We start from the raw sequence: 19,213 nt of genomic DNA, 5'->3' as shown, positions 1-19,213 counted from the left end.
CCCAGCCATACACAGATACACCCCTCTCATACGAGAAGTAGATTACCATATTTCGGTATTAGTGGGATAGGTTCTTAGAAGCCGGGGACAAAAAAGCGCCGAATTTGGTTAACGCTATCGCAAGTTTACCCTGACTGAAGTCGGGGGCTTGTCACAAGGACGTTTTATGTCTGGCACGGAGTGTCTCGACATAATTCTTTAAAGTGGGTAACAGACGGGAGCAATGCGATTTTGTGAGGTGCTAAAATCAAGAACGGAAATAGGGTATTTCGGGATGCGATCGCGACGAAATAAACCTGTTTTTATTGAGAATATGGCGATGTAGTTGACAATTACTCTGCGTTCGCTCATTTTGACCCAGTGAGGGGGAATTATGTCTTACACAGCTTAAGTTCGGGGTCATAAAGGGATTCAGGGATTTTCATGGCGGAAAGAATCTGTTTTTGAAGCTGGTTGAGAGGTGTAATGAAGACCGTAGAATCAGGGAGTAAATAAAGAGTTATGTGACAAAAAGCCTTAAGTATTTGTTCGGCAGAAGGACGATCCGTTTTGCGCTTGGGATTGCCATCATAAAAACCTGGCAAAGAATCTTGGGCTTGTTGAAGTATCTGTCTGACGACAAACTCCATCTATTCTCAACCTTATGCCCAAGCACATCTATTTCAGTTCCCGGTTTATTGGCTAATTTTTCCAAGGCAAGTTGAGCTTGATTGATGCGCTTGTTTTGAGAGTCAATTGCAGAAAGGGCAAGCTTGTGGGAACGTATGACCAAATAGCGTTCGTGCCAGTGTACCCATTTATTCGTTTCTGGGTTGAGCCAAAACTTACCCAACTCAACTTCAAAACCAATGCCTTCAGCAGAAACTTCTTCTTGCTGTTGAGACAAATGAATATCAAGAACTTCTGTTGGTGGTTTCCGTGCGGTTTCTTCATTTTTTGGTCGATATGTTTGGCTATTTCTATCCGCTTCAGCCATTCCACTATTAATGCGACCCAATCTGACGGTTCTCACTCATGTACTGGTGACGCGGCTGATGTTCCAGGGTAAGCGGGCGACTGGCGTGGAGATTTCTTACCGTGGCACACTCTATCGCATTGGTGCGGCAGTCGAAGTCGTACTGTCGCTCGGTGCGATCTATACGCCGAAGGTGCTGATGCAATCTGGCATTGGCAATGAGGCTGAGTTGCAGCGTTTGGGAATTCCGGTCGTGCAGCACCTTCCCGGTGTGGGGCAAAATTTTCAAGACCATGTGGCATTTGATTGTGTTTGGGAATATCAGGAAGCGATCGCACCCCGAAACAACCTGTCCGAAGCCATCTTTTTCAAGGGCGACCAGTCCGGGCTGGACAGTCCAAATCTATTTGTCTGTCAGGCTGAAGTGCCAAAATCCAATGCCGAGAATGTCGCCCGGTTTGGCTTACCCGATGCAGGCTGGACGTTATTCGGGGCAGTCGCCCATCCCAAAAACCGAGGTCGCTTGCGCCTCACGGGTTCCAATCCGTCCGACCCGATCATGATTGATGCCAACACGCTATCTGATCCGGATGATCTCAAGGCTGCGATCGCGCCTTGCAAGGGCGGTCACTTTGCGGACTGGGAATAGCCGAAACTCTTTGCCGAAGAGATCCGCGTGGCATTCAGGTCACTGCGTTAGTGTGGAGAGAGAAGCCGATTTAATTAAAGCCAGTCGTACTCGACAAACTGTAATGACCAACTATCAACCGAGGTAACAATGGAAACAGCAGATGTGATTGTGATTGGCAGCGGTCAGGGCGGAGTTCCCCTCGCAGCTGACTTTGCCAAAGCAGGGAAGAACGTCGTTCTGTTTGAGCGCGATGTGTTGGGCGGCAGTTGCATCAACTATGGCTGTACACCTTCTAAAGCCTTTCTAGCTGCTGCCCACGCCGCAGGTCGCGCTCGACAAGCCGCAAAGCTAGGCATACACGCGCTCCTTGAAGTCAATTTTTCTACAGTGATGGAGCGTGTGCGTAGCATTCGCAGCCAGTTTAACCAGGGTGTCAAACGGCGACTAGACAGTGCAGGAGTTAGAGTTGTCTGCGCTGAAGCTGCTTTCACCGGAGAGCGAACTGTAAGCGGAGGAGGTGTGGCTGTGGAGGCTCCGATCATTGTTATCAACACAGGAACATCCTCTACTATTCCTGATATTCCTGGTTTAGCTGGAACGCCTTATCTGACCAACCGAAATTTCTTTGATTTGCAGCAGATTCCGCCCCGCTTGCTCGTGGTCGGCGGTGGCTATATTGCCCTAGAGTTAGGGCAAGGAATGGCGCGTTTAGGGAGCCAAACCGAATTGATTGTGCGGGGCGATCGGCTGCTGGCTCAAGAAGAATCCGATGTCAGTGCTGTGCTTGCTGATGCCTTTGAGCAAGACGGAATTGGACTGCATTTCAATGTGACGGTTCAGCAAGTTGCTTATACCAACGGTGTGTTTACCCTAACACTGAACAATGGTCAAGTACTCGATGGAGAAGCATTACTGATTGCGACTGGGCGCAAACCGAATACTCAGGCATTAAATTCTGCGGTGACAGGCGTTGAATTAGATGCACAGGGTTTTATTAAAATCGATGATCAGTTTCAAACGACTTGCGCTGGGATTTATGCGATCGGGGACGCTGCCAAGCAGCCTGCTTTTACCCATGTTTCTTGGGAGGACTATCGTCGCTTGAAAGCCATTCTGTGTGGCGAACATCGGACACGCAACGATCGGGTGTTAGGCTATGCCGTTTACACAGAGCCACAAGTGGGCCGGGTAGGGATGACGCTAGAGCAGGCTCACAAACAGGGCATTGCTGCCCGCGAAGTCACCCTACCAATGGCTTACATCGCCCGTAGCATTGAGTGGGGGCACGATCTGGGTTTCTACCGCATGGTCATCGACACCGATACAAATTTGATTTTAGGAGCAACGCTGGTTGGATACGAAACGGCTGAACTCGTGCATGTCTTTTTGTCGCTGATGGAAGCTAAAGCAACGTGGCAGGTACTCGAACAATCGGTTCACATTCACCCAACTTACGGTGAGGCGTTGCCCAGTCTCGCAAGGCTACTCGTTGGAGATGATATGCCAACCTGTCCCAATATGTAACAAAGGAGCAACCCCTAACTACTAACTTGAATATGGGCGATCGCTTCAAGATATCTGCAAGGGGTCGCTTTTCCCCATGCTGAACTATCCAACCAGGAAAAAGAACTGATCGAGTTTTCTATACTCATGCGGAGGCACTAAAAATCACACAATCATCTCCATTGCCTAGCTAACTTTAAATCTAAAAAGGATGAAATTTTGTGCAATCAGCTATACATCAAGTTGAATCTTTGCTGATTCAAAATGAACAAGCACATGGCTTCGTTGCATCCAACTTGTCACCAAGCTCCCCCAGTGTGCGTTCCTCTGCCTGAAGCTGTTGTTCGTATTGAAACTTGCGGGATACATCGGTTTCAATAACCAACGCTGTTTGTCGATTTGCAACTTTCTGGCTTTGAAGGGTGTAGGCTTTTTCGAGTGAGTCTCTTTCAGAAAGCGATCGCTGGCGTTGATTCTGGGATTGGACTGAATTACCTGATACCGCCGTCTGCTGCCCAAGGTGAATGTTGTAGATGTCGCCGCCAATTTGCCCAGCATTCACTGTGTCAGTGTTAATCAACCCACCGCCAAACTGGGAATTGCGTAAGTCGTTGCTGGAGACTTGCTTTGGGTCTTCTGAATCGGGCATGGGTTTGACTTGAGAGCCATACAAAGGCTTTGACTGTTTTCGGAGATGTCTTTTGAATTAGAGCGAAGCGACATATTCATCGACTATAAGCACGCTTTGATCGAATCCAGTTTTTTTGAGTGTTTCTAATACCATTTCCTGGGGAGCAACTATGTAAATATCCGCAGCCGCATCTATTGTTTGTTTGGCAAAAATAAGTACCCGCAGACCCCCACTGGCCATATATTCTAAGTCTTCCATCAACAACACGAGGTGTTTTGGATGTTCAGCTACTGCTTTCTCTACCTCTATCTTGAAAATCGGTGCAGTCATGGCATCCAATTCTCCAGACAAAGTGATTTTAGCGACATCATTGCTAATTTTTAGTGTGGCACTGAAAGCCATAATCTTTTCCTTATATCAATTCTACAACTGCAAATTCTGAATCACTCGCGATCGATATTGTTCCAGCACTGAAAGACTGCCTTCTAATATGACACTTAGGGGTGTAGTTAGTTCGCAGAACTGACTTTCGTCATTAGCATCAAAGGAAGTATCTCCTAATTTATTGGTTAAAAGCACCACTGCAAACACTCGATTTTTGCTATTGAACATCGGTAAGCAAAGGATATTACGAGTATGATATCCAGTGACTCGATCGATTTCTCGATAGAACCGAGGATCGTTCTGAGCATCAGTTACATTCATACTTTCACCCTTTGTGGCAACATAACCAGTAATGCTACCATTCATCGGTAGGAAAATTTCTAATGCTTCTTCGTTTTCATTGGGGACAACCTTAGCCCAGAGCTGATTTTTTACCTCATCAACGACAAAGATCGTAGCTCGATCCGCAGCCATAATTTGGGCGATTTTCAAGGCTAAAGCCCTAATCACTTCCTCAATATTTGCTTCTAGCATTTGCTCGCTGAGAATATCCATTGCTTGCAAAACTTGTTCAAATTCTTCTTTGAGCTTTTGAAGCAAACTCAAAAATTGAGGGATGGTTAATTCTTGGATCTTGCGGCTCAATTCCTCTTTCTTTGCTTTAACTAATGAGGTCGTTGTACTCTCAATGTCTAGAATTGCTTGCTCTGTAGGCGATGCTAAACGGCCATCTTCTAGATGAACAATCCGATCGGCAATATCTAAAATCCGATTGTCATGGGTTACTAGCAAAATTGTACAATTCTGCTGCTTTGCCAGTTTTTGCATCAATTCCACCACATCTCGACCACTGGCTTTGTCTAGCGCTGCTGTTGGTTCATCTGCCAAAATCAGTTGGGGTCGATTTACCAAAGCCCGTGCGATCGCCACTCGTTGTTTTTGTCCACCCGATAACTGGTGCGGATAAGAATGAATCCGCTTTTGCAGTCCCACTTGCTCTAATATTGCTTGCGATCGCTCTTGCGCTTCTTCCATTGCGATCGCATCATTCAGCACCAAAGACATTTGGACATTTTGGTTTGCGGTTAGGGAACCTAACAAATTATGAGCTTGAAAAATGAACCCTATCTGCTTGCGGACATTTTCCAGCAACCGATTACTCACTCCGCTTAACTCGTGTCCTAGTACTTGAAGGCTACCTTCCTGAACAGAACGCAATCCCCCAATTAAAGTCAGCAGTGTTGTCTTCCCAGATCCGGAGGGGCCGGACATAATCACAATTTCTCCAGGATAAATCTTCAAAGAAATATCAAATAATATTTGTTTGCGTAATTGACCCTTTCCATAATAGTGATTGATGTTTTCGATTTGAATAATTGGTTTGGTAGACATCAGTTTAAATCAACATCTATTTAAAAATTTTATTAATAAATATCAGCAGGATCTATCTTTTGTAGCTTTCTGGTTGCTATCAGTCCAGAAACAACACACATTAAAACTGTTAAACATAGCACGAAGCTGATAACGTTAAAATTCATCTCTAATTGCAGCCCTGTAGCCGTAGAAATTAACTGATAAAAAAGAAAGCTTAAGCAAAAACCCGGAAAAAAACCAAAAAATGAAAGAATGATGGATTGGAGAAAAACAATACCGACAAGATAAAAATTAGAATGGCCAATAGCTTTCAAAGTGCCATATTGAGGTAGATTATCTGCAACATTACTATAGATAATGTTGTAAACTACGACAATACCAACCACAAAACCGATGATTGTTCCTAGTCCAAAAATAGCCCCAATTCCAGATGATTGCGTCCAATAATCTAGTTCTTTGGCAATAAAATGTTGTTTCGTATAAACAACTATATCAGATGGTAAAGATTGATTCAAAAACTTTTCTAGGCGATCGCTATTCGTTCCTGGAGTCACTTTGATTAGACCAATATCAACGTCGTTGAGCGATGAACGAAGCTTGGAATCAATACCAGAAGGTCTAGTTGCAAAGATTCTCAGAAAATTAAGATCGCTGACAATTAAATTACCATCAGTTACAAAGTCAGCACCCAGTTCAAAGGTTCCAATTACTTTGACTTGGACACCAGAAAGCTCAGTTGTCACACCCGGTTGCATAGAACCATAATCTTTGCGAGACCTGCTATCGGCCAATAGAGTGTTGGGCATTTGGAGGGCTAATTCAGCCGCTTGGATCTCAGGTAAGAGAAAAACAGGATCGTCTAGATTAAATGCAAACACTCGGATAGACCTTTCCTCGGCAGTTCCATAACGTCTCCAACTACCAAGAGTGATATAAAGTGGATAAGCTGCTGCAACGCCTTCAAATTGTCTAACTTGATATAATCGACTCCGATTAAAAGTTTCGTCAATAACGGTAACATAGCGTCGCTGACTGAGCATGATTAAATCAGCATTGAATGCCTGAATAAACGCAACGTTACTATTCAACATTGCATTCTGAAATCCGAGTTGGGAAAACATGAGAAAAACTGCAAACGCGATCGCAGCTAATGCTGTGAAAAACTGCGATCGTTGCTGGAGCAGGTTACGCCAGGCAAGGGAAAACTTAAAGAGGGCAACTCGAACCTTTTTGCTAGAAAACATCAGCGGGATCTGCAACTAAAACTTTGCGAGCAACAACAAATCCAGATGCACTACATGTCAAAATCGTCAGACCGAATACTAATAACATCCGACTAACAGTCATAGCGACCGGTAGTCTTGTGGCAATAAAAATGGCATGGTACATCCCCAAAGCCAGAAGGCAACCAGGAATAAACCCCAGCGTCGCCAGCACGAGCGCTTCTTGGATAACGACCGTCAACAAACGCAAATTAGTATATCCAATGGCTTTTAAGGTTGCGTACTCATGCAAGCGTTCATTGACATCAGAACTCAGGACTTGATACACAATCACAGTCGCCACTAGAAAAGCCATGATCACAGCAACACCAATGATATAACCGAGCGAAGTAGACTTAACCCAATATTCCCGATCTCTGGACATCGCTTCCTGACGACTGAATACTTTAATCGTTGCTGGCATGATTTGGCGTAAGTTTTGCACCACTTCATCAACCTTTACACCAGGCTCAACTGTAATCAACCCCAGACTTATATCATCCAGCGATCGCCCCGGATTCAGACGAATAAAATTTTGATCGCTAACAATTGCAGTGCCATCAGCACGGATAGTGTTATTTAAGCTAAACAGACCCACAATCTTAACTTCTCGCCTGTTCAGTTCAGTTTTTAGACCCACTTCTCTCGGGCCAAATTCAGAGCGTGAGAGGCTATTCATTAACAAGGTATCTTGGCGTTGTAGGGCTTTTAAAGACTGATAAACTTCTGGCACGCGCAACACAGGATCTCGATAATTAAACCCCAAAAGCAAAAGCGCTCGTATTCGCCTTGTTTCTACATTACGCCACGAGCGAAACGCCAGGTAAAGTGGTCTGGCAGCAGCAACGCCATTCGTCCCTCCTGCCTGATACAAATAACGCCGAGAAAAAGGTGGAACATAGGTGGACTCCGGCGACTTGGATGAAATCAATACAATGTCAAAATTGAGGCTGTCGTAGAGCAGCGTTGCTCCCTTCATCACTCCGCTAAAAAGTCCAAGTTGCATAAATACTAAGGAAACCGCAAAGCTGATGGCTGATACTCCCGCGCCTAAGCGAGCTTTACTCTGAATTAAGTTTTGCCATGCTAATGGGGGTCCTTTCCAGTGTTTGCGGTGCTGACGGTTAGTCACATTCCCTAACTCCTGATAATTTAGATACGAATGGCACTAAGAAAAGCCCAAAGGCTTGTGTCGTCTTCTTCCCAGAGTATTGGGGCGGGTTCTATGTGATTTCGATACCTAAGAAAAGCCCAAAGGCTTGTATCGTCTTGTTCCCAGCCTGGAGGCTGGAAATGTATTTAAAGTGGGCTTCTGCCTCTTGTCAAGCTACTGGAGGGCGGCAGCCCTCCCAGAATGGGTTCCCAGTCTCTAGGCTGGGAACCAGTCAGAGCAAGGGCTGTATCTTTTCTTAGTGCCATTCAGTTTAGATACCTTTAAAAATTGTTAAAGTCCAAGTTCCCTATTCCCATTTCAAAAACGTTTAGCGAATTAATTTAAATCAATCTCGGTATCTACTTGCAGATTACTTAGATCGGAGACAAGTTCGCTTCGATCTAAGCGGATTTTCACTTCTACCACTCGGACATCTGATTTTGCTGTCGGATCGTCCCCAATAATGTCGTTTTTGAACACCAATTGACCAATTTTGGTGACAGTGCCAGTCATTTTTTCTGAAAAAACCGGACTGCTAATTGTTGCTCGCTGTCCGACCTTAATCAACTTAACGTCTGTTTCAAACACCTCTGTCACTACATACATATTACGTGTGTTGCCCAGAGCCAGAAGCCCGCGATCGGAAATCACTTCCCCAGCCTGGGTATAAATCTTCAGGACTTGGCCATTTTTGGGCGCACGGATAATAGTTTGCTCTAACTGTGCTTGGGCCAGTTTTAAATTTTGGATGGCTGAAATCAACCCACTATGGCTAGCGACTCGCTTTAAATTCATCTCTGAGCGTTTGAGGTTCTCTTGAGCTACTTTGATATCTGCTTGACGGGTGTTGGTTAATTGCTGTAACTTTGCTCTGGCTTGACTTAAATTCTCCTGGGTTTGTACAACCAGTAACTTCCTAATCTCATAATCTTCTTTAGGAACTGCACCTTCAGCATAAAGTTTTGCATAGCGATCGCGTATGATAATTGCCTGTTGTAATTCTGCTTGCGATCGGCGAACAGCAGCCTCTTGAGAGCTAATTTCTTGCAAACGAGGAGTAGAAATCTGACTAATCTGTGCTTGTGCCTGACTAATCTCAATCTGATTAACGGAGCTATCTGTTTGTATCTGTTTTTGCACCTCCTTTACCTGGCTAGCAACCAAATTTCGTTTAGCCAGTATTTCTTGGTGACTTTTTAGATAAGCCAAAACTTGCCCTGTTTTTACCCAATCACCCTCAGAAACTTTTAATTCATCAATCTGTGCCCCCACTGGAACTGCAACCTTGCTAATCTCCCCCTCTGGTTCCAACCGCCCCAATGCCAGGACTTTTGTTTTTTCAGGCGGCAACGATAACGAAGATGGTGAGGCGTTGTTGGCGGGTGACGGGCTAGATACTTTAAACAGGAAAACGTATCCAGCCCCGATACTTAAGGCAAGTAGACCAGCAAAGATACTAAGATTGCGAGCAGTAACATTAGGGGTCATCATAAGTAGTAAAAGTTACTAGTACAACACGGCGGAAATAAACCAATCATTCCAAATCAACAAAACCCTTATGTTGTATTCATTTTTAATTTTTAATTTTTAATTTTTAATTCCGCCTTGCGGTACTAGTTCTTATTCGTTCTTCAAGTTCAGCCCCGATCGCTGAATTTCACTTTTAAGTTCGTCTAGAGATTGTTTGAGACTACGAATTTCTTCAGATGTCTGTTCTTGAACTCCCCGTATTTGTTCTTCGGTAGTCATCACAATCCCAGCTTCCTGTTCCTGAAGCATTTCTTGTAAAAAGATGCTGAGAATTCCTCTAATCGGTTGCCACAACTGATGCCACCGTTTTTTGTCTTCTTCTAGCAGTTGAATGTAGGTATCGAAGCTGTGAGGGAAAGGAACACCTCCCATAAATTCTGCCGCTCCCCCAAAATTCAGAGAGACACCGTGATTTCCCAGTCCAATTACGTGATGAACTTCTCCCGCATGTTCGTAATTGCCTAAGTAAAGTTCCCCCAATCTCAAGCCATTGCCAGCAACCATACTTAAAGGGAAAGGAAGGCTAAAGGGTACCAGGGTAAACAGATCCAGTTGATTTTCAATACGGTAACTAAATCCTTCTCCTAATTGTTCGTTGTAGTAATTGGCAAAATGCCGATTGCCAACTTTCACAGATCCAAAGGTGTATACTTTGACTCGTAAAGCTGACTCTCCTAAAGAACTAAAACGGCGTTTTAAGAACAGAGCGCCGAGTTGAGCTAAACCACCGCCCAAACTATGGCCCCCTAGGTAAACCTCAAGACTGCTGGTATTTTTAGGTATCTTAGATATAGAATTTAAGCTAGCACCAGCCCTGCGACTATTCGATAACTCACTCATTTCTCTAGAGATGTCTTCAAAGTTCAAGAGTTCATCGCGCGCAAAACTCCAGGCTCGATTCAGGTTGCCGATCGCATCATAAGAGAAGACTTCCGAAATTAGTTTTTTTAATCGGCGCTCAAAGGCCAGTCCGAATCGGATTCCTCCAGCTGCCGCAATGGCATGGGCAATAGCAATTTGTTTGCCAGAATTCAAGGTTTGAAATATCTCAAAATCTTGAGCATTAATTTGACCTAAGAGAACCTGAAAAAAGGCAGCCAGTTCATCTTTGACGGCTTCAAATCCTTCAAAAAATCCCCGTGCGACTTTGACTCGCGTATCTGGTAAAGAACCATAGTTAATTAATGACCAATTGAGATCGGTCAAAATATCCGTTAATTCAATTTGACCGCGATCGGTAACAATAGAGCCTCGAAAAATCACCGCAAATTGATTACTTCCTTCTCGTTTAAAAATGAAACCTCGGATATTAGTTTCATTATTCTGCAAGCTATGAACTAATTTCCAGCCCTCATTCTTATACAGAGAGTTATAAATATCTTGGACTTCGGCATCCTCAACAGAGCCTCCTCCAACTTGAAATATCTCATAACTCCGTTTGGAGAACTTAGCCATTAAAATCGCTTCGTCAAAGCTAAAACCACTGCGAAGCTTTAAAGGTATACTCATAAAAAGTAGGTCGGTGTGAATATTGATTATTGGGATAAAGCAGAAAGCAGAAGGAAAAAGGGTTTAAGCCTATTTCATTTTTCTTTACATAGTTTGGTTTTTTGAAGTCGTTCTACTTATGTTTGACTTTTATCCTCTGAATATAGATGGGGACTTGATAGGATAATATCAGTTAGTGCTGTTTTATAACTATCAGTAATCAAAGCGAACATTTTGGTTATTATTTATTTTTATAAATCTCCTTATAGTCTTATCAAGCTAATACAACCCTCCTAGAAAAGGGTAAATCTACAACACCTCCATCTTTTGAACCTGCACGCGATCGAGACAAGCTTTTAGCTTTTCGGCAAGTACCTCTACATGAGGTGGGAGAACTAAATTCAGATGGTTTCCTGGAATTTGATGAATCTCAACTCCGCCGATTGCTAGATCGCCCCAGCCAAGGGTTGCATCTTGGGGATTTTTTCCAGTTTGTTTGCTCGTCCGAAAGAGAGTAACTTTACCTGGATAAGGCTGTGGCTTGTATTTGAGGAGGGCTGAGTTGTTAGCTTGTATGACTTGAAATAGCCGTCGCGCAGTTGGTTGGAAAAGCTTACTCAGTTTAGACTGGTGGGCGACAACCTTAGCTATGCTTCCTGGCTCAACCAAAAAATGCAATGGCTTCGAGGTCTTAGTTCCAATCTGTTGGGTGAGTTGTCGTTCTTCGACAGCAGTCAGAAAATGATCCACTGTTTCATCCAGATAAGGGCCAAGATTGCGAAGCACGGAATTCACCAGAAATTTAGCCATCTGGAAGAAATTCTGAGTGCGATTGTCGCAAAAGGCGGGAGTATCAATTAGTGCCAGTAATACAATGGTCTGTCCTGCTTGCTGTAGCTGTTGGGCCATTTCAAATGCCACCAGCGCACCAAAAGACCAACCTCCTAGACAATAGGGACCTTCTGGCTGCACCTGTTGGATACCGTGGATGTACTCAGCAGCAATGTCTTCTATACAATCTTTTGATTTGCCTTCGCCAGTAATCCCCGCAGATTGTAGCCCATAGAAAGGTTGTTCTTGACCCAATAACTCTGCCAGGTCGGAATAAACGGAAGCGACACCCATCACCGGATGAATGCAGAAAAAGGGTAGCTTTTCGCCTTGCTGCTGAGAATTTACTCCAGTCAATTGTCTGAGAATTTGAGCAGCGAGATTTGCGATCGTCACACCTTCGAGAAACTTGACCACAGGAACATTCACTTCTAGATCGACTTCGATTTGATGTTTAATCTCGATTGCCGTCAAGGAATCGAGGCCTAGCTGATGCAAGGGTTGTTGGGGATGGAGTTTCGCCAAGTTAACTTTCAGTCCCCTTGCGAGTTTTGCTTGAATGTAAGACTCTAAGTGCTGCTGTCTTTCTGTGGGAGCGATCGCTAACAGTTCTGCTACTGTGAGTTTATATTCGCTATCTCTGCCATCCCATTGGGGCAAGATGTCAGCAGCAATGATGTCCAAACTCTCTGTTTGAAATCCATTGCGGCAAGCAGTACGGGAAATCTTACCACTGGAAGTTTTGGGAATGCTGGCAGTCTTGAGCAGCAATATTGCATAAACTGATAACTCATGAACCTGTGACACTGCTTGGCGAATAGCCGCGATCGCTTCATCTGCATTAAGCTTTCTTAAGTAGGTTCGCTCGATTTCTTGAGCAACGACGATTCTTTCTTCCCCTTCTATCTCAATGGCAAACACTGCTCCACAGCCGTGCCGGAGAGCTGAATGACTTTCCTGCACCGTCAGTTCAATGTCTTGAGGATAGTAGTTGCGACCTCGAATCACAATTAAATCCTTGAGTCGCCCGGTAACAAATAATTCACCATTATGCAGAAATCCCAGGTCGCCCGTTCGCAGAAACGAACCCCCGTCTGTATCGTCTAAACAGGCATAGAATGTTTCTTGCGTCTCTTGGGGTTTCTGCCAGTACCCTTGAGCAATACTCGCTCCTGTTACCCAAATTTCTCCGACTGTACCATCTGGACATCTCTTGAAAGATTGTGGATTGGCGATCGCAATTGTTTGACCTAACCCCGTCCTACCCTGCCCCACAATCTTTATACTATTCTGCTGTTGCTCTGCACACAGCACAACTTGGTTTTGTTTGAGAGCAGAACTTTCTACATTACACACCGTTGGGTAGCACTCTTTTATCCCCCCGGAAATCAACAATGTGCCTTCAGCCATCCCATAGCAAGGATAAAAAGCTTCAGGGCGAAAGCCGTAAGGCTCAAACTTGGTAACAAATCGCTCTAGGGTCTGGGCACGAACTGGTTCGGCACCATTGAAAGCAACTTTCCAACTGCTCAGATCAAGACCTACTAATTGTTCTGGCTGAATCTTCTGCACACACAAGTCATAGGCAAAATTCGGCCCGCCGCTAATCGTCGCTTGATAGTGGGAAATTGCTTCTAACCAACGATAAGGCTTCTGCAAAAACGCAACGGGCGACATCAAAATTATTGAGGAGCCAACGTAGAGAGGTTGGAGGATGCCACCGATTAAGCCCATATCATGATAAGGGGGCAGCCAGGATACGTCTAATTGGTTGGGAGCAGTTTGGAAAAACTGATGAATCAGTTCTAAATTGTGTAGTAAGTTGCCATGACTGACCATAACCCCCTTGGGTGTCCCGGTTGAGCCAGAGGTGTATTGCAGAAATGCGATCGCGTTTGGATCGATTACGGGTTCGTGCCATAACTCTGCTTGCTGATTAGCGATGGTGTCTGTAGTTAAAATCTGTTTTGTAGCCAGTTCTGGATGATGCGTAAACTGAGTAGCGATGGTAGTGAGTAGGGAGGTTGTAGTTAGGGCAACCCTAGCCTGGGCATCTGCCATAATTGCCATCAGCCTAGAGATGGACTGATTTTGTCGAGGCGGATAAGCAGGAACGGCGATGGCACCAGCATATAAGCAGCCAAAGAAGGCGGTAATGAAATCGAGACCAGGCGGGTAGAGAAGCAGGACACGCTCATGCTTGGCACTGACAGTTTGCAGTTGCACCGCGATCGCTCGTGCCGATAGATCGAGTTCTCGATATGTGAGACTAATTACTTCCTTTTCTCCATCTAGCACAAAACTATAGGCGAGGCGATCGGGCTGTTGTTCGGCGCGATAACGCGTCAGTTCTACTAAATTTTTGACTGACAAACTGGATGTTAACAATTCATTGAATACCATATTTATACCAATTCACGAAATCACTGATACAAATCACTTCCTCTGCTTCCTCTGCTTCCTCTGCTCCCTCTGCTTGCCCATCTGTATCATTTTTAAAGTGAAACGGTATTAGCCCTCTCCAAAACCCGATCGTGCTTCTGTTTTTTTACCCGTCTCAATTATCAACTGAGGCTAAAGTGTTAACTCCTCTATTTCCTCAACAACATTAGCAATCTGAATAGTTGGTATCAAATTTTTCAAAATTAATTGTTCGTGGCAAGCTTGAGCTAATTCCGCAATGCTAGGACTAGCAATAAACTGTTCGATTGGCAGTTCAATCTTTAAATTGGTGACAATGTGATTTCTCAGACTCACAGCCATCAGAGAATCGATGCCCATACTATTAAGTGGCTTTTGGACATCAACTTGAACAGCTTCACACTCTAAGGCTTGGACAATTTGTGCTTGAATGTAAGTGCTTAATAAATCGGTGCGTTGGCTATTTGCCGCTACTGACCATTGCTTTATAATATCAATCTGAGAGCCGTTGGATATAACCACACTAGAGGCTTCAACATTATTAAATTCTCCTAATCTATCTTGCCGTGAGGCTTCTGATTCCTGCCAGTAACGCTGTCGTTGCCACGGATAGGACGGCAAACGCACAAAACAACCACCATGAGGATAAATAGCGTTCCAATCAATGGAATCTTCTAGGGTATAGCGCTCTGCTAAGGAATTCAACATTTGAGCGCATTCAGTACCAGGATTTTCCTCTACTCTACTGTTTTTGTGTTGCTCTACATAGCCTGAAAACATTGAGGGACGGCTTTCTTGTGCGAGAAAAGCCACTAAATGCTCGACGAGTTGTTTCTTAGAATCAACCACCATTGCCAAACGGTAGGAATGATGGCTGCGGCGCAGACTAGTTGTATAGCAAATGTCTGCCAATGAAATTGCCGCGTTATCCTGGGCAGTAAAAAACTCAATATAAGCTTTAGCAAAGGCTTTGAGAGCCTCTGGGCTACGAGCTGACATTAAAAAAATTTGTGGTTGGTTAGCGATCGCCGCATCAATTGGCAAGGATTCTACACCTTGCAGAATCACATGAACATTCGTGCCCCCCAGTCCAAAACCATTCACACTCACGATCGGTGGTTGATTATCCTTATTTGTCAGTGGTTCCAAAGATTGTGGCACGCGCAACCGCAGTTCCTCCCAAGGAATTTTGGGATTGGGGGTTTGAAAATGCAGATTGGGTGGAATTTGACGATGGCAGACTACTAGCGCTGCTTTAATGAGTCCGCCAATGCCGGCAGCCGCTTCCATGTGTCCAATATTTGTTTTTACAGATCCGATCGGGCAATCATTGCCCAAAGAGCGATCGCTGCCGATGATAGCCCCGATCGCTTTAGCTTCAATCTCATCCCCCATCGGCGAACCGGAGCCTTGAGTTTCTACATACTGCACCTGCTGAGGGAGAATTCCTGCCCGCTGATAGGCTTTTTGCATGACTGTCTGCTGCGCCAAAGCTTCGGGGGCTGTAAAACTGCTGCCGCGACCATTCTGGCTGACAGCACTGCTGCGGATCGTTGCATAAATAGCATCACCGTCAGCGAGGGCATGGGATAGCGGCTTCAGAACCACAACCCCTACTCCTTCAGCCCGAACAAAACCATCTGCTGCTGCATCAAAACTCTTGCAACGACCATCCGCAGACAGCAAAAATGCCTTACTCATGGCGATGCTGATTTCTGGTTTGAAGATGACATTGACCCCACCTGCTAGGGCAAGGCTACATTCACCATTCCAGAGACTAGAGCAAGCAAAGTGAACGGCGACTAATGACGAGGCACAGCCAGCGTCAATCGGTAGACTGGGGCCTGTGAAGTCAAAGCAGTAGGAAATGCGATTTGGTACCAAGTTGAGGTTTGAGCTAACTATGGTATGGGCATTAATGGCATCGCGATTGCGCTCATCCATTTGAATGTAACTGTAATCTCGGTTAAGTACCCCAATAAAAACCCCGGTATCGCTGCCAGCCAGATGTTCCGGCACAAGTCCCGCATCCTCCAGTGACTCCCACGCCGTTTCTAACAAGAGTCGTTGTTGAGGGTCAATCCGAGCCGCTTCCGCACTGGAAATCCCAAAGAATTTGGCATCAAACTGGTCTATTCGGTCGAGAAACCCACCCCAACGGCTGTACATTTTACCTGGTTCTACTGGATCGGGATGATAAAATTTGTTGACATTCCAGCGATCGCAAGGGATTTCTGTAATTGCATCCCTGCTATTTTGCAACAGGTCCCAGAAGCTAACTGGACTGTGGACACCACCAGGAAAGCGACAACCAATACCAACAATTGCAATGGGTTCTGGAATCATATGCTGTTCACTCTTCTGTGAATCTCAGGTAAAACCTGAACGCCGGCTTCAAAGTCAATAGCTCTGGCAGTCAGGTAAAACATATACATTGTTGTCAGCCAGTTGGTAAACTCCTGCTTAGAACCTAAGTGCCGCTCCATATTCAGCATAATCCAACCAATCTGCGACCAGGTTTGGTAACAGGTTGAGCAATCGGGATGTTCGCTGGTGCAGCATGTCCTGGTTGATTTGGCATCAGGATTGTAAGCACGAAAGTGAAGATTATAGGGTTTACCATTTTGGAATCGGGCTGCATTCTCTAGGCGATTTTCACTGATGCAAGGACAGACATCATAACACCAGGTTTCATCATACATTTGCCCTGTAGTAAACACTTGATTCATGTATGAGGTCATCAAGATGCGATCGGGATAGCGGGCAATCATCCGGTCGATTTCATGACGCACATCTGCAAACCCGCGATCGTCATCATAAACACCCCCTAACCCCGCCTTATCCCCGTAAAAGTTAAATATTACAAAGTTGCCATTCTCGACACATTGTTCAACAACCCGTTCTATTTCATGGGCGTTACCAGCAGTGGTAGTGTAGTACCAAAAGACTCGGCGATCGTCTTTGTAATTTTTGAGAGCCTTGCTGAAAACATCTAACTTCCCTCCTCCGCGTAGCTTTTTATCGGTTTCGCGATCGCCCCAAAGAGAAACACTGATTGTTATATTTTCAAACCCCTCATAAGGGATTTTGATCATCCCGTTTGTGACGACAATCATCCAAAAATTTTGCGCCAGCTTTCGCAATCGATCCAGCATTAGGGTAGGCTCACCTCCAACTGCTGTAATGTAGTTAGTGCCTCTAGCTTTTTCTTGTGCAATTAATGCCTCAAATTCAGCATCATCTTTGGGTGCTGCATTTTGATCCAGGTCGTCGGTGAAAAAACAACAACCCTCACACCGCAGATTACATAGATGAGTTAAGTCTACAGAGATTCCTTTAATAGCACCCGCTTTTCTAACCTGGGTGAACAGGTGATGTAGAAAGGGGTCTTCTAAATACTCCATTAAGGGATCTTGTACCTCGGTTTCTATTACCTGAGTAGCCATAACAATTTATTTCCTTTGCGAAAAACCGAGCAATGATGATTAACAATTTACTCGTTGATGAATTTCCGGCAAAAGTTGCACACCGGATTCAAAGTCAACCATGCGGCACATCAGGTAAAACAGGTATGTCGTAGTCAGCCAGTTAATAAATTCTTGTTTGGAACCGAGGTGTCGTTCCAAATTGATCATGATCCAACCAACCTGCGCCCAAGTTTGGTAACAGGTTGAGCAATCTTGATTATCACCTGTGCAACAACGCCGAGTTGATTTCAGATCGGGATTGTAAGCGCGATAATGGGGGTTATAACGTTTACCATTTTTAATCCGGTTTTGATTAATTTCATGATCTACAGTGAGGCTGGTGCAAACTTAATAACCCCAGGTTTCATCGTAAAGTTGCCGTGTGGTAAACACGTTGCTCATGTACGAAGTCATTAAAATTTTGTCAGGGTAACGCGCGATCGCTTTATCAATCTCACGCCGCACATCTGCAAATCCCAGATTGTGATCGTAAACTCCTCCTAAGTCAATGCGATCGCTGTAAAAGTTAAACAAAACGCGATTACCATTGGCTACACACTGCTCGACAACGCTAGCGATTTCATGGGCGTTACCCGGTGTGGTAGTGTAATGCCAAATAGCACGCGGATCGTCTTTGTAATTTTTTAAAGCTTTGCTGAAAACATCAAGTTTACCACCCCCTCGGAGTGTCTTGTCAGTTTCACGATCGCCCCAAAGAGAAATAGCGATCGGCATTGTTTCAAACCCCTCATAAGGGATTTTGATCAGGGCGTTGGTAACAACCATTAACCGAAAATTCTGGTAAAGCTTCTGCAATCGCTCTAGCATCAGGCTGGGTTCTCCCCCAACCACTGTAATAAAATTTGTTCCTCTGCTCTTTTCGTGGGCAATAAATGTATCAAATTCGGCTTCATCTTTGGGTGCTTTGAATTGATCCAATTCATCTAAAAAGAAATAGCATCCCTGACACCGAAGATTGCACGCATGGGTTAAATCAACTGATATCCCTCTAATTTGTTCAGCTTTTCTGATTTGTTTAAAAAGGTGATTTAAAAACGGATCTTCCAAGTATTCAATTAATGAATCTTGGACATCGGACTCGACAACTTGAGTAACCATTTCCACCTACTTTTATAAAAAGGATTGGGGACTTTGTAAAGAGCAGAAAATCGTCCTTGCTTCAATCCCACGTTTTTAAGCGTGGGTTCCTCCTGCCTTCTGCCTGGTTGTTGAGCGTAGTCGAATGCCTCCTGACTCCTTCACCGATCGCCCTTTTATTGCGTAACTTTAACTTCTTGAAAAGCTTCGTCTTTAAACTTGGCGAACAATTCCACCAAGTCATTGATTGTCTTAAAGCTAGAAACTTCTGTTCTGGGAATTTTTATTTTGAGTTCTCGCATACAAGCAGAAACAATTTCTACGCCGTCAAGACTACTGGCTCCATATTCTCCGATGGTTTTATGCGGATCTATTTCAACATTTTCCAGTCCATCTACGTTGAGCTTGATATGTTTAATTACGACATTTAATACTTGCTCTCGATCCATGATGTCTTGTCTCCTATATTGAAAATCAAAAAACAA

General features: G+C 44.5%; 17 protein-coding genes and 1 pseudogene. 2 read left to right on the top strand and 16 right to left on the bottom strand.

The window, feature by feature from the left end:
• Window positions 1-198 precede the first annotated feature (198 nt).
• Both HWQ43_RS05460 and HWQ43_RS05455 read right to left on the bottom strand, forming a co-directional pair.
• Window positions 199-351 (bottom strand): hypothetical protein, encoded by a 153-nt coding sequence (locus HWQ43_RS05460; protein WP_292731034.1) that lies wholly within the window; start codon window positions 349-351, stop codon window positions 199-201.
• A 148-nt stretch (window positions 352-499) separates the two neighbouring features.
• Complete coding sequence (locus HWQ43_RS05455; protein WP_292731032.1) at window positions 500-976, bottom strand: hypothetical protein; 477 nt, start codon at window positions 974-976, stop codon at window positions 500-502.
• Between the two features lie 10 nt (window positions 977-986).
• Here HWQ43_RS05455 and HWQ43_RS05450 point away from each other — a divergent pair, with 10 nt between their 5' ends.
• Window positions 987-1,604 carry a GMC family oxidoreductase N-terminal domain-containing protein gene (locus tag HWQ43_RS05450; protein WP_292731030.1) on the top strand — a complete coding sequence of 206 codons (618 nt, stop codon included), beginning with the start codon at window positions 987-989 and terminating at the stop codon, window positions 1,602-1,604.
• A gap of 129 nt (window positions 1,605-1,733) precedes the next feature.
• The gene (locus HWQ43_RS05445) at window positions 1,734-3,110 is read left to right on the top strand and encodes an FAD-dependent oxidoreductase (RefSeq protein ID WP_292731028.1); all 1,377 of its coding nucleotides are present in this window, start codon (window positions 1,734-1,736) and stop codon (window positions 3,108-3,110) included.
• A 238-nt stretch (window positions 3,111-3,348) separates the two neighbouring features.
• On the opposite strand, the gene HWQ43_RS05440 is transcribed toward HWQ43_RS05445, so the two are convergent.
• The 14 genes and pseudogenes from HWQ43_RS05440 to HWQ43_RS05375 form a co-directional block, all read right to left on the bottom strand.
• Window positions 3,349-3,738 (bottom strand): hypothetical protein, encoded by a 390-nt coding sequence (locus HWQ43_RS05440; RefSeq protein ID WP_292731026.1) that lies wholly within the window; start codon window positions 3,736-3,738, stop codon window positions 3,349-3,351.
• 57 nt (window positions 3,739-3,795) lie between these two features.
• On the bottom strand, window positions 3,796-4,122 hold the full coding sequence (locus HWQ43_RS05435) for an anti-sigma factor antagonist (protein WP_292731024.1): 327 nt from the start codon (window positions 4,120-4,122) through the stop codon (window positions 3,796-3,798).
• A gap of 21 nt (window positions 4,123-4,143) precedes the next feature.
• Window positions 4,144-4,638 (bottom strand): GAF domain-containing protein, encoded by a 495-nt coding sequence (locus HWQ43_RS05430; RefSeq protein WP_292731038.1) that lies wholly within the window; start codon window positions 4,636-4,638, stop codon window positions 4,144-4,146.
• Between the two features lie 186 nt (window positions 4,639-4,824).
• Window positions 4,825-5,496: pseudogene (locus HWQ43_RS05425) on the bottom strand (DevA family ABC transporter ATP-binding protein); the annotation flags it as partial.
• Window positions 5,497-5,528: 32 nt separating this feature from the next.
• Window positions 5,529-6,722: an ABC transporter permease DevC gene (gene devC / locus HWQ43_RS05420; protein WP_292731022.1), complete on the bottom strand. Its 1,194-nt coding sequence runs from the start codon at window positions 6,720-6,722 to the stop codon at window positions 5,529-5,531.
• Window positions 6,712-7,872 carry an ABC transporter permease DevC gene (devC, locus tag HWQ43_RS05415; RefSeq protein WP_292731020.1) on the bottom strand — a complete coding sequence of 387 codons (1,161 nt, stop codon included), beginning with the start codon at window positions 7,870-7,872 and terminating at the stop codon, window positions 6,712-6,714. Before devC (HWQ43_RS05415) ends, devC (HWQ43_RS05420) begins: the two co-directional genes overlap by 11 nt.
• Before the next feature lie 357 nt (window positions 7,873-8,229).
• The gene (locus tag HWQ43_RS05410) at window positions 8,230-9,384 is read right to left on the bottom strand and encodes an efflux RND transporter periplasmic adaptor subunit (RefSeq protein ID WP_292731018.1); all 1,155 of its coding nucleotides are present in this window, start codon (window positions 9,382-9,384) and stop codon (window positions 8,230-8,232) included.
• A 129-nt stretch (window positions 9,385-9,513) separates the two neighbouring features.
• Window positions 9,514-10,932, bottom strand: a complete 1,419-nt coding sequence (locus HWQ43_RS05405; protein WP_292731016.1) for a hypothetical protein — start codon at window positions 10,930-10,932, stop codon at window positions 9,514-9,516.
• A 288-nt stretch (window positions 10,933-11,220) separates the two neighbouring features.
• Window positions 11,221-14,145, bottom strand: coding sequence for an AMP-binding protein (locus tag HWQ43_RS05400; protein ID WP_292731014.1), 2,925 nt, complete (start codon window positions 14,143-14,145; stop codon window positions 11,221-11,223).
• A 171-nt stretch (window positions 14,146-14,316) separates the two neighbouring features.
• On the bottom strand, window positions 14,317-16,509 hold the full coding sequence (locus tag HWQ43_RS05395) for a beta-ketoacyl synthase N-terminal-like domain-containing protein (protein ID WP_292731012.1): 2,193 nt from the start codon (window positions 16,507-16,509) through the stop codon (window positions 14,317-14,319).
• The gene (locus HWQ43_RS05390; protein WP_292731010.1) at window positions 16,506-17,609 is read right to left on the bottom strand and encodes a hypothetical protein; all 1,104 of its coding nucleotides are present in this window, start codon (window positions 17,607-17,609) and stop codon (window positions 16,506-16,508) included. Before HWQ43_RS05390 ends, HWQ43_RS05395 begins: the two co-directional genes overlap by 4 nt.
• 39 nt (window positions 17,610-17,648) lie before the next feature.
• Window positions 17,649-17,798 (bottom strand): hypothetical protein, encoded by a 150-nt coding sequence (locus HWQ43_RS05385; protein ID WP_292731008.1) that lies wholly within the window; start codon window positions 17,796-17,798, stop codon window positions 17,649-17,651.
• Window positions 17,799-17,978: 180 nt separating this feature from the next.
• Entirely contained in the window at window positions 17,979-18,749 is a 771-nt protein-coding gene (locus tag HWQ43_RS05380; RefSeq protein ID WP_292731006.1) for a radical SAM protein, read from the bottom strand.
• A 155-nt stretch (window positions 18,750-18,904) separates the two neighbouring features.
• Window positions 18,905-19,177 carry a phosphopantetheine-binding protein gene (locus tag HWQ43_RS05375; protein ID WP_292731004.1) on the bottom strand — a complete coding sequence of 91 codons (273 nt, stop codon included), beginning with the start codon at window positions 19,175-19,177 and terminating at the stop codon, window positions 18,905-18,907.
• Window positions 19,178-19,213: the final 36 nt, after the last annotated feature.

Source organism: Nostoc sp. JL31, from assembly GCF_017114965.1.
In the GTDB taxonomy this organism is placed as follows: Bacteria; Cyanobacteriota; Cyanobacteriia; order Cyanobacteriales; family Nostocaceae; genus Nostoc; species Nostoc punctiforme_A.
Note: the sequence above shows the minus strand (reverse complement) of the source record. Positions and strands in the feature narration are given on the sequence as shown.

Bases quoted from the DNA above. Each gene is read 5' to 3' on its own strand.
- HWQ43_RS05460 (WP_292731034.1), bottom strand. From the start codon at position 351: ATGAGCGAACGCAGAGTAATTGTCAACTACATCGCCATATTCTCAATA.
- HWQ43_RS05455 (WP_292731032.1), bottom strand. From the start codon at position 976: ATGGCTGAAGCGGATAGAAATAGCCAAACATATCGACCAAAAAATGAA.
- HWQ43_RS05450 (WP_292731030.1), top strand. From the start codon at position 987: ATGCGACCCAATCTGACGGTTCTCACTCATGTACTGGTGACGCGGCTG.
- HWQ43_RS05445 (WP_292731028.1), top strand. From the start codon at position 1,734: ATGGAAACAGCAGATGTGATTGTGATTGGCAGCGGTCAGGGCGGAGTT.
- HWQ43_RS05440 (WP_292731026.1), bottom strand. From the start codon at position 3,738: ATGCCCGATTCAGAAGACCCAAAGCAAGTCTCCAGCAACGACTTACGC.
- HWQ43_RS05435 (WP_292731024.1), bottom strand. From the start codon at position 4,122: ATGGCTTTCAGTGCCACACTAAAAATTAGCAATGATGTCGCTAAAATC.
- HWQ43_RS05430 (WP_292731038.1), bottom strand. From the start codon at position 4,638: ATGCTAGAAGCAAATATTGAGGAAGTGATTAGGGCTTTAGCCTTGAAA.
- devC (WP_292731022.1), bottom strand. From the start codon at position 6,722: ATGTTTTCTAGCAAAAAGGTTCGAGTTGCCCTCTTTAAGTTTTCCCTT.
- HWQ43_RS05410 (WP_292731018.1), bottom strand. From the start codon at position 9,384: ATGATGACCCCTAATGTTACTGCTCGCAATCTTAGTATCTTTGCTGGT.
- HWQ43_RS05405 (WP_292731016.1), bottom strand. From the start codon at position 10,932: ATGAGTATACCTTTAAAGCTTCGCAGTGGTTTTAGCTTTGACGAAGCG.
- HWQ43_RS05400 (WP_292731014.1), bottom strand. From the start codon at position 14,145: ATGGTATTCAATGAATTGTTAACATCCAGTTTGTCAGTCAAAAATTTA.
- HWQ43_RS05395 (WP_292731012.1), bottom strand. From the start codon at position 16,509: ATGATTCCAGAACCCATTGCAATTGTTGGTATTGGTTGTCGCTTTCCT.
- HWQ43_RS05390 (WP_292731010.1), bottom strand. From the start codon at position 17,609: ATGGCTACTCAGGTAATAGAAACCGAGGTACAAGATCCCTTAATGGAG.
- HWQ43_RS05385 (WP_292731008.1), bottom strand. From the start codon at position 17,798: ATGATCAATTTGGAACGACACCTCGGTTCCAAACAAGAATTTATTAAC.
- HWQ43_RS05380 (WP_292731006.1), bottom strand. From the start codon at position 18,749: ATGGTTACTCAAGTTGTCGAGTCCGATGTCCAAGATTCATTAATTGAA.
- HWQ43_RS05375 (WP_292731004.1), bottom strand. From the start codon at position 19,177: ATGGATCGAGAGCAAGTATTAAATGTCGTAATTAAACATATCAAGCTC.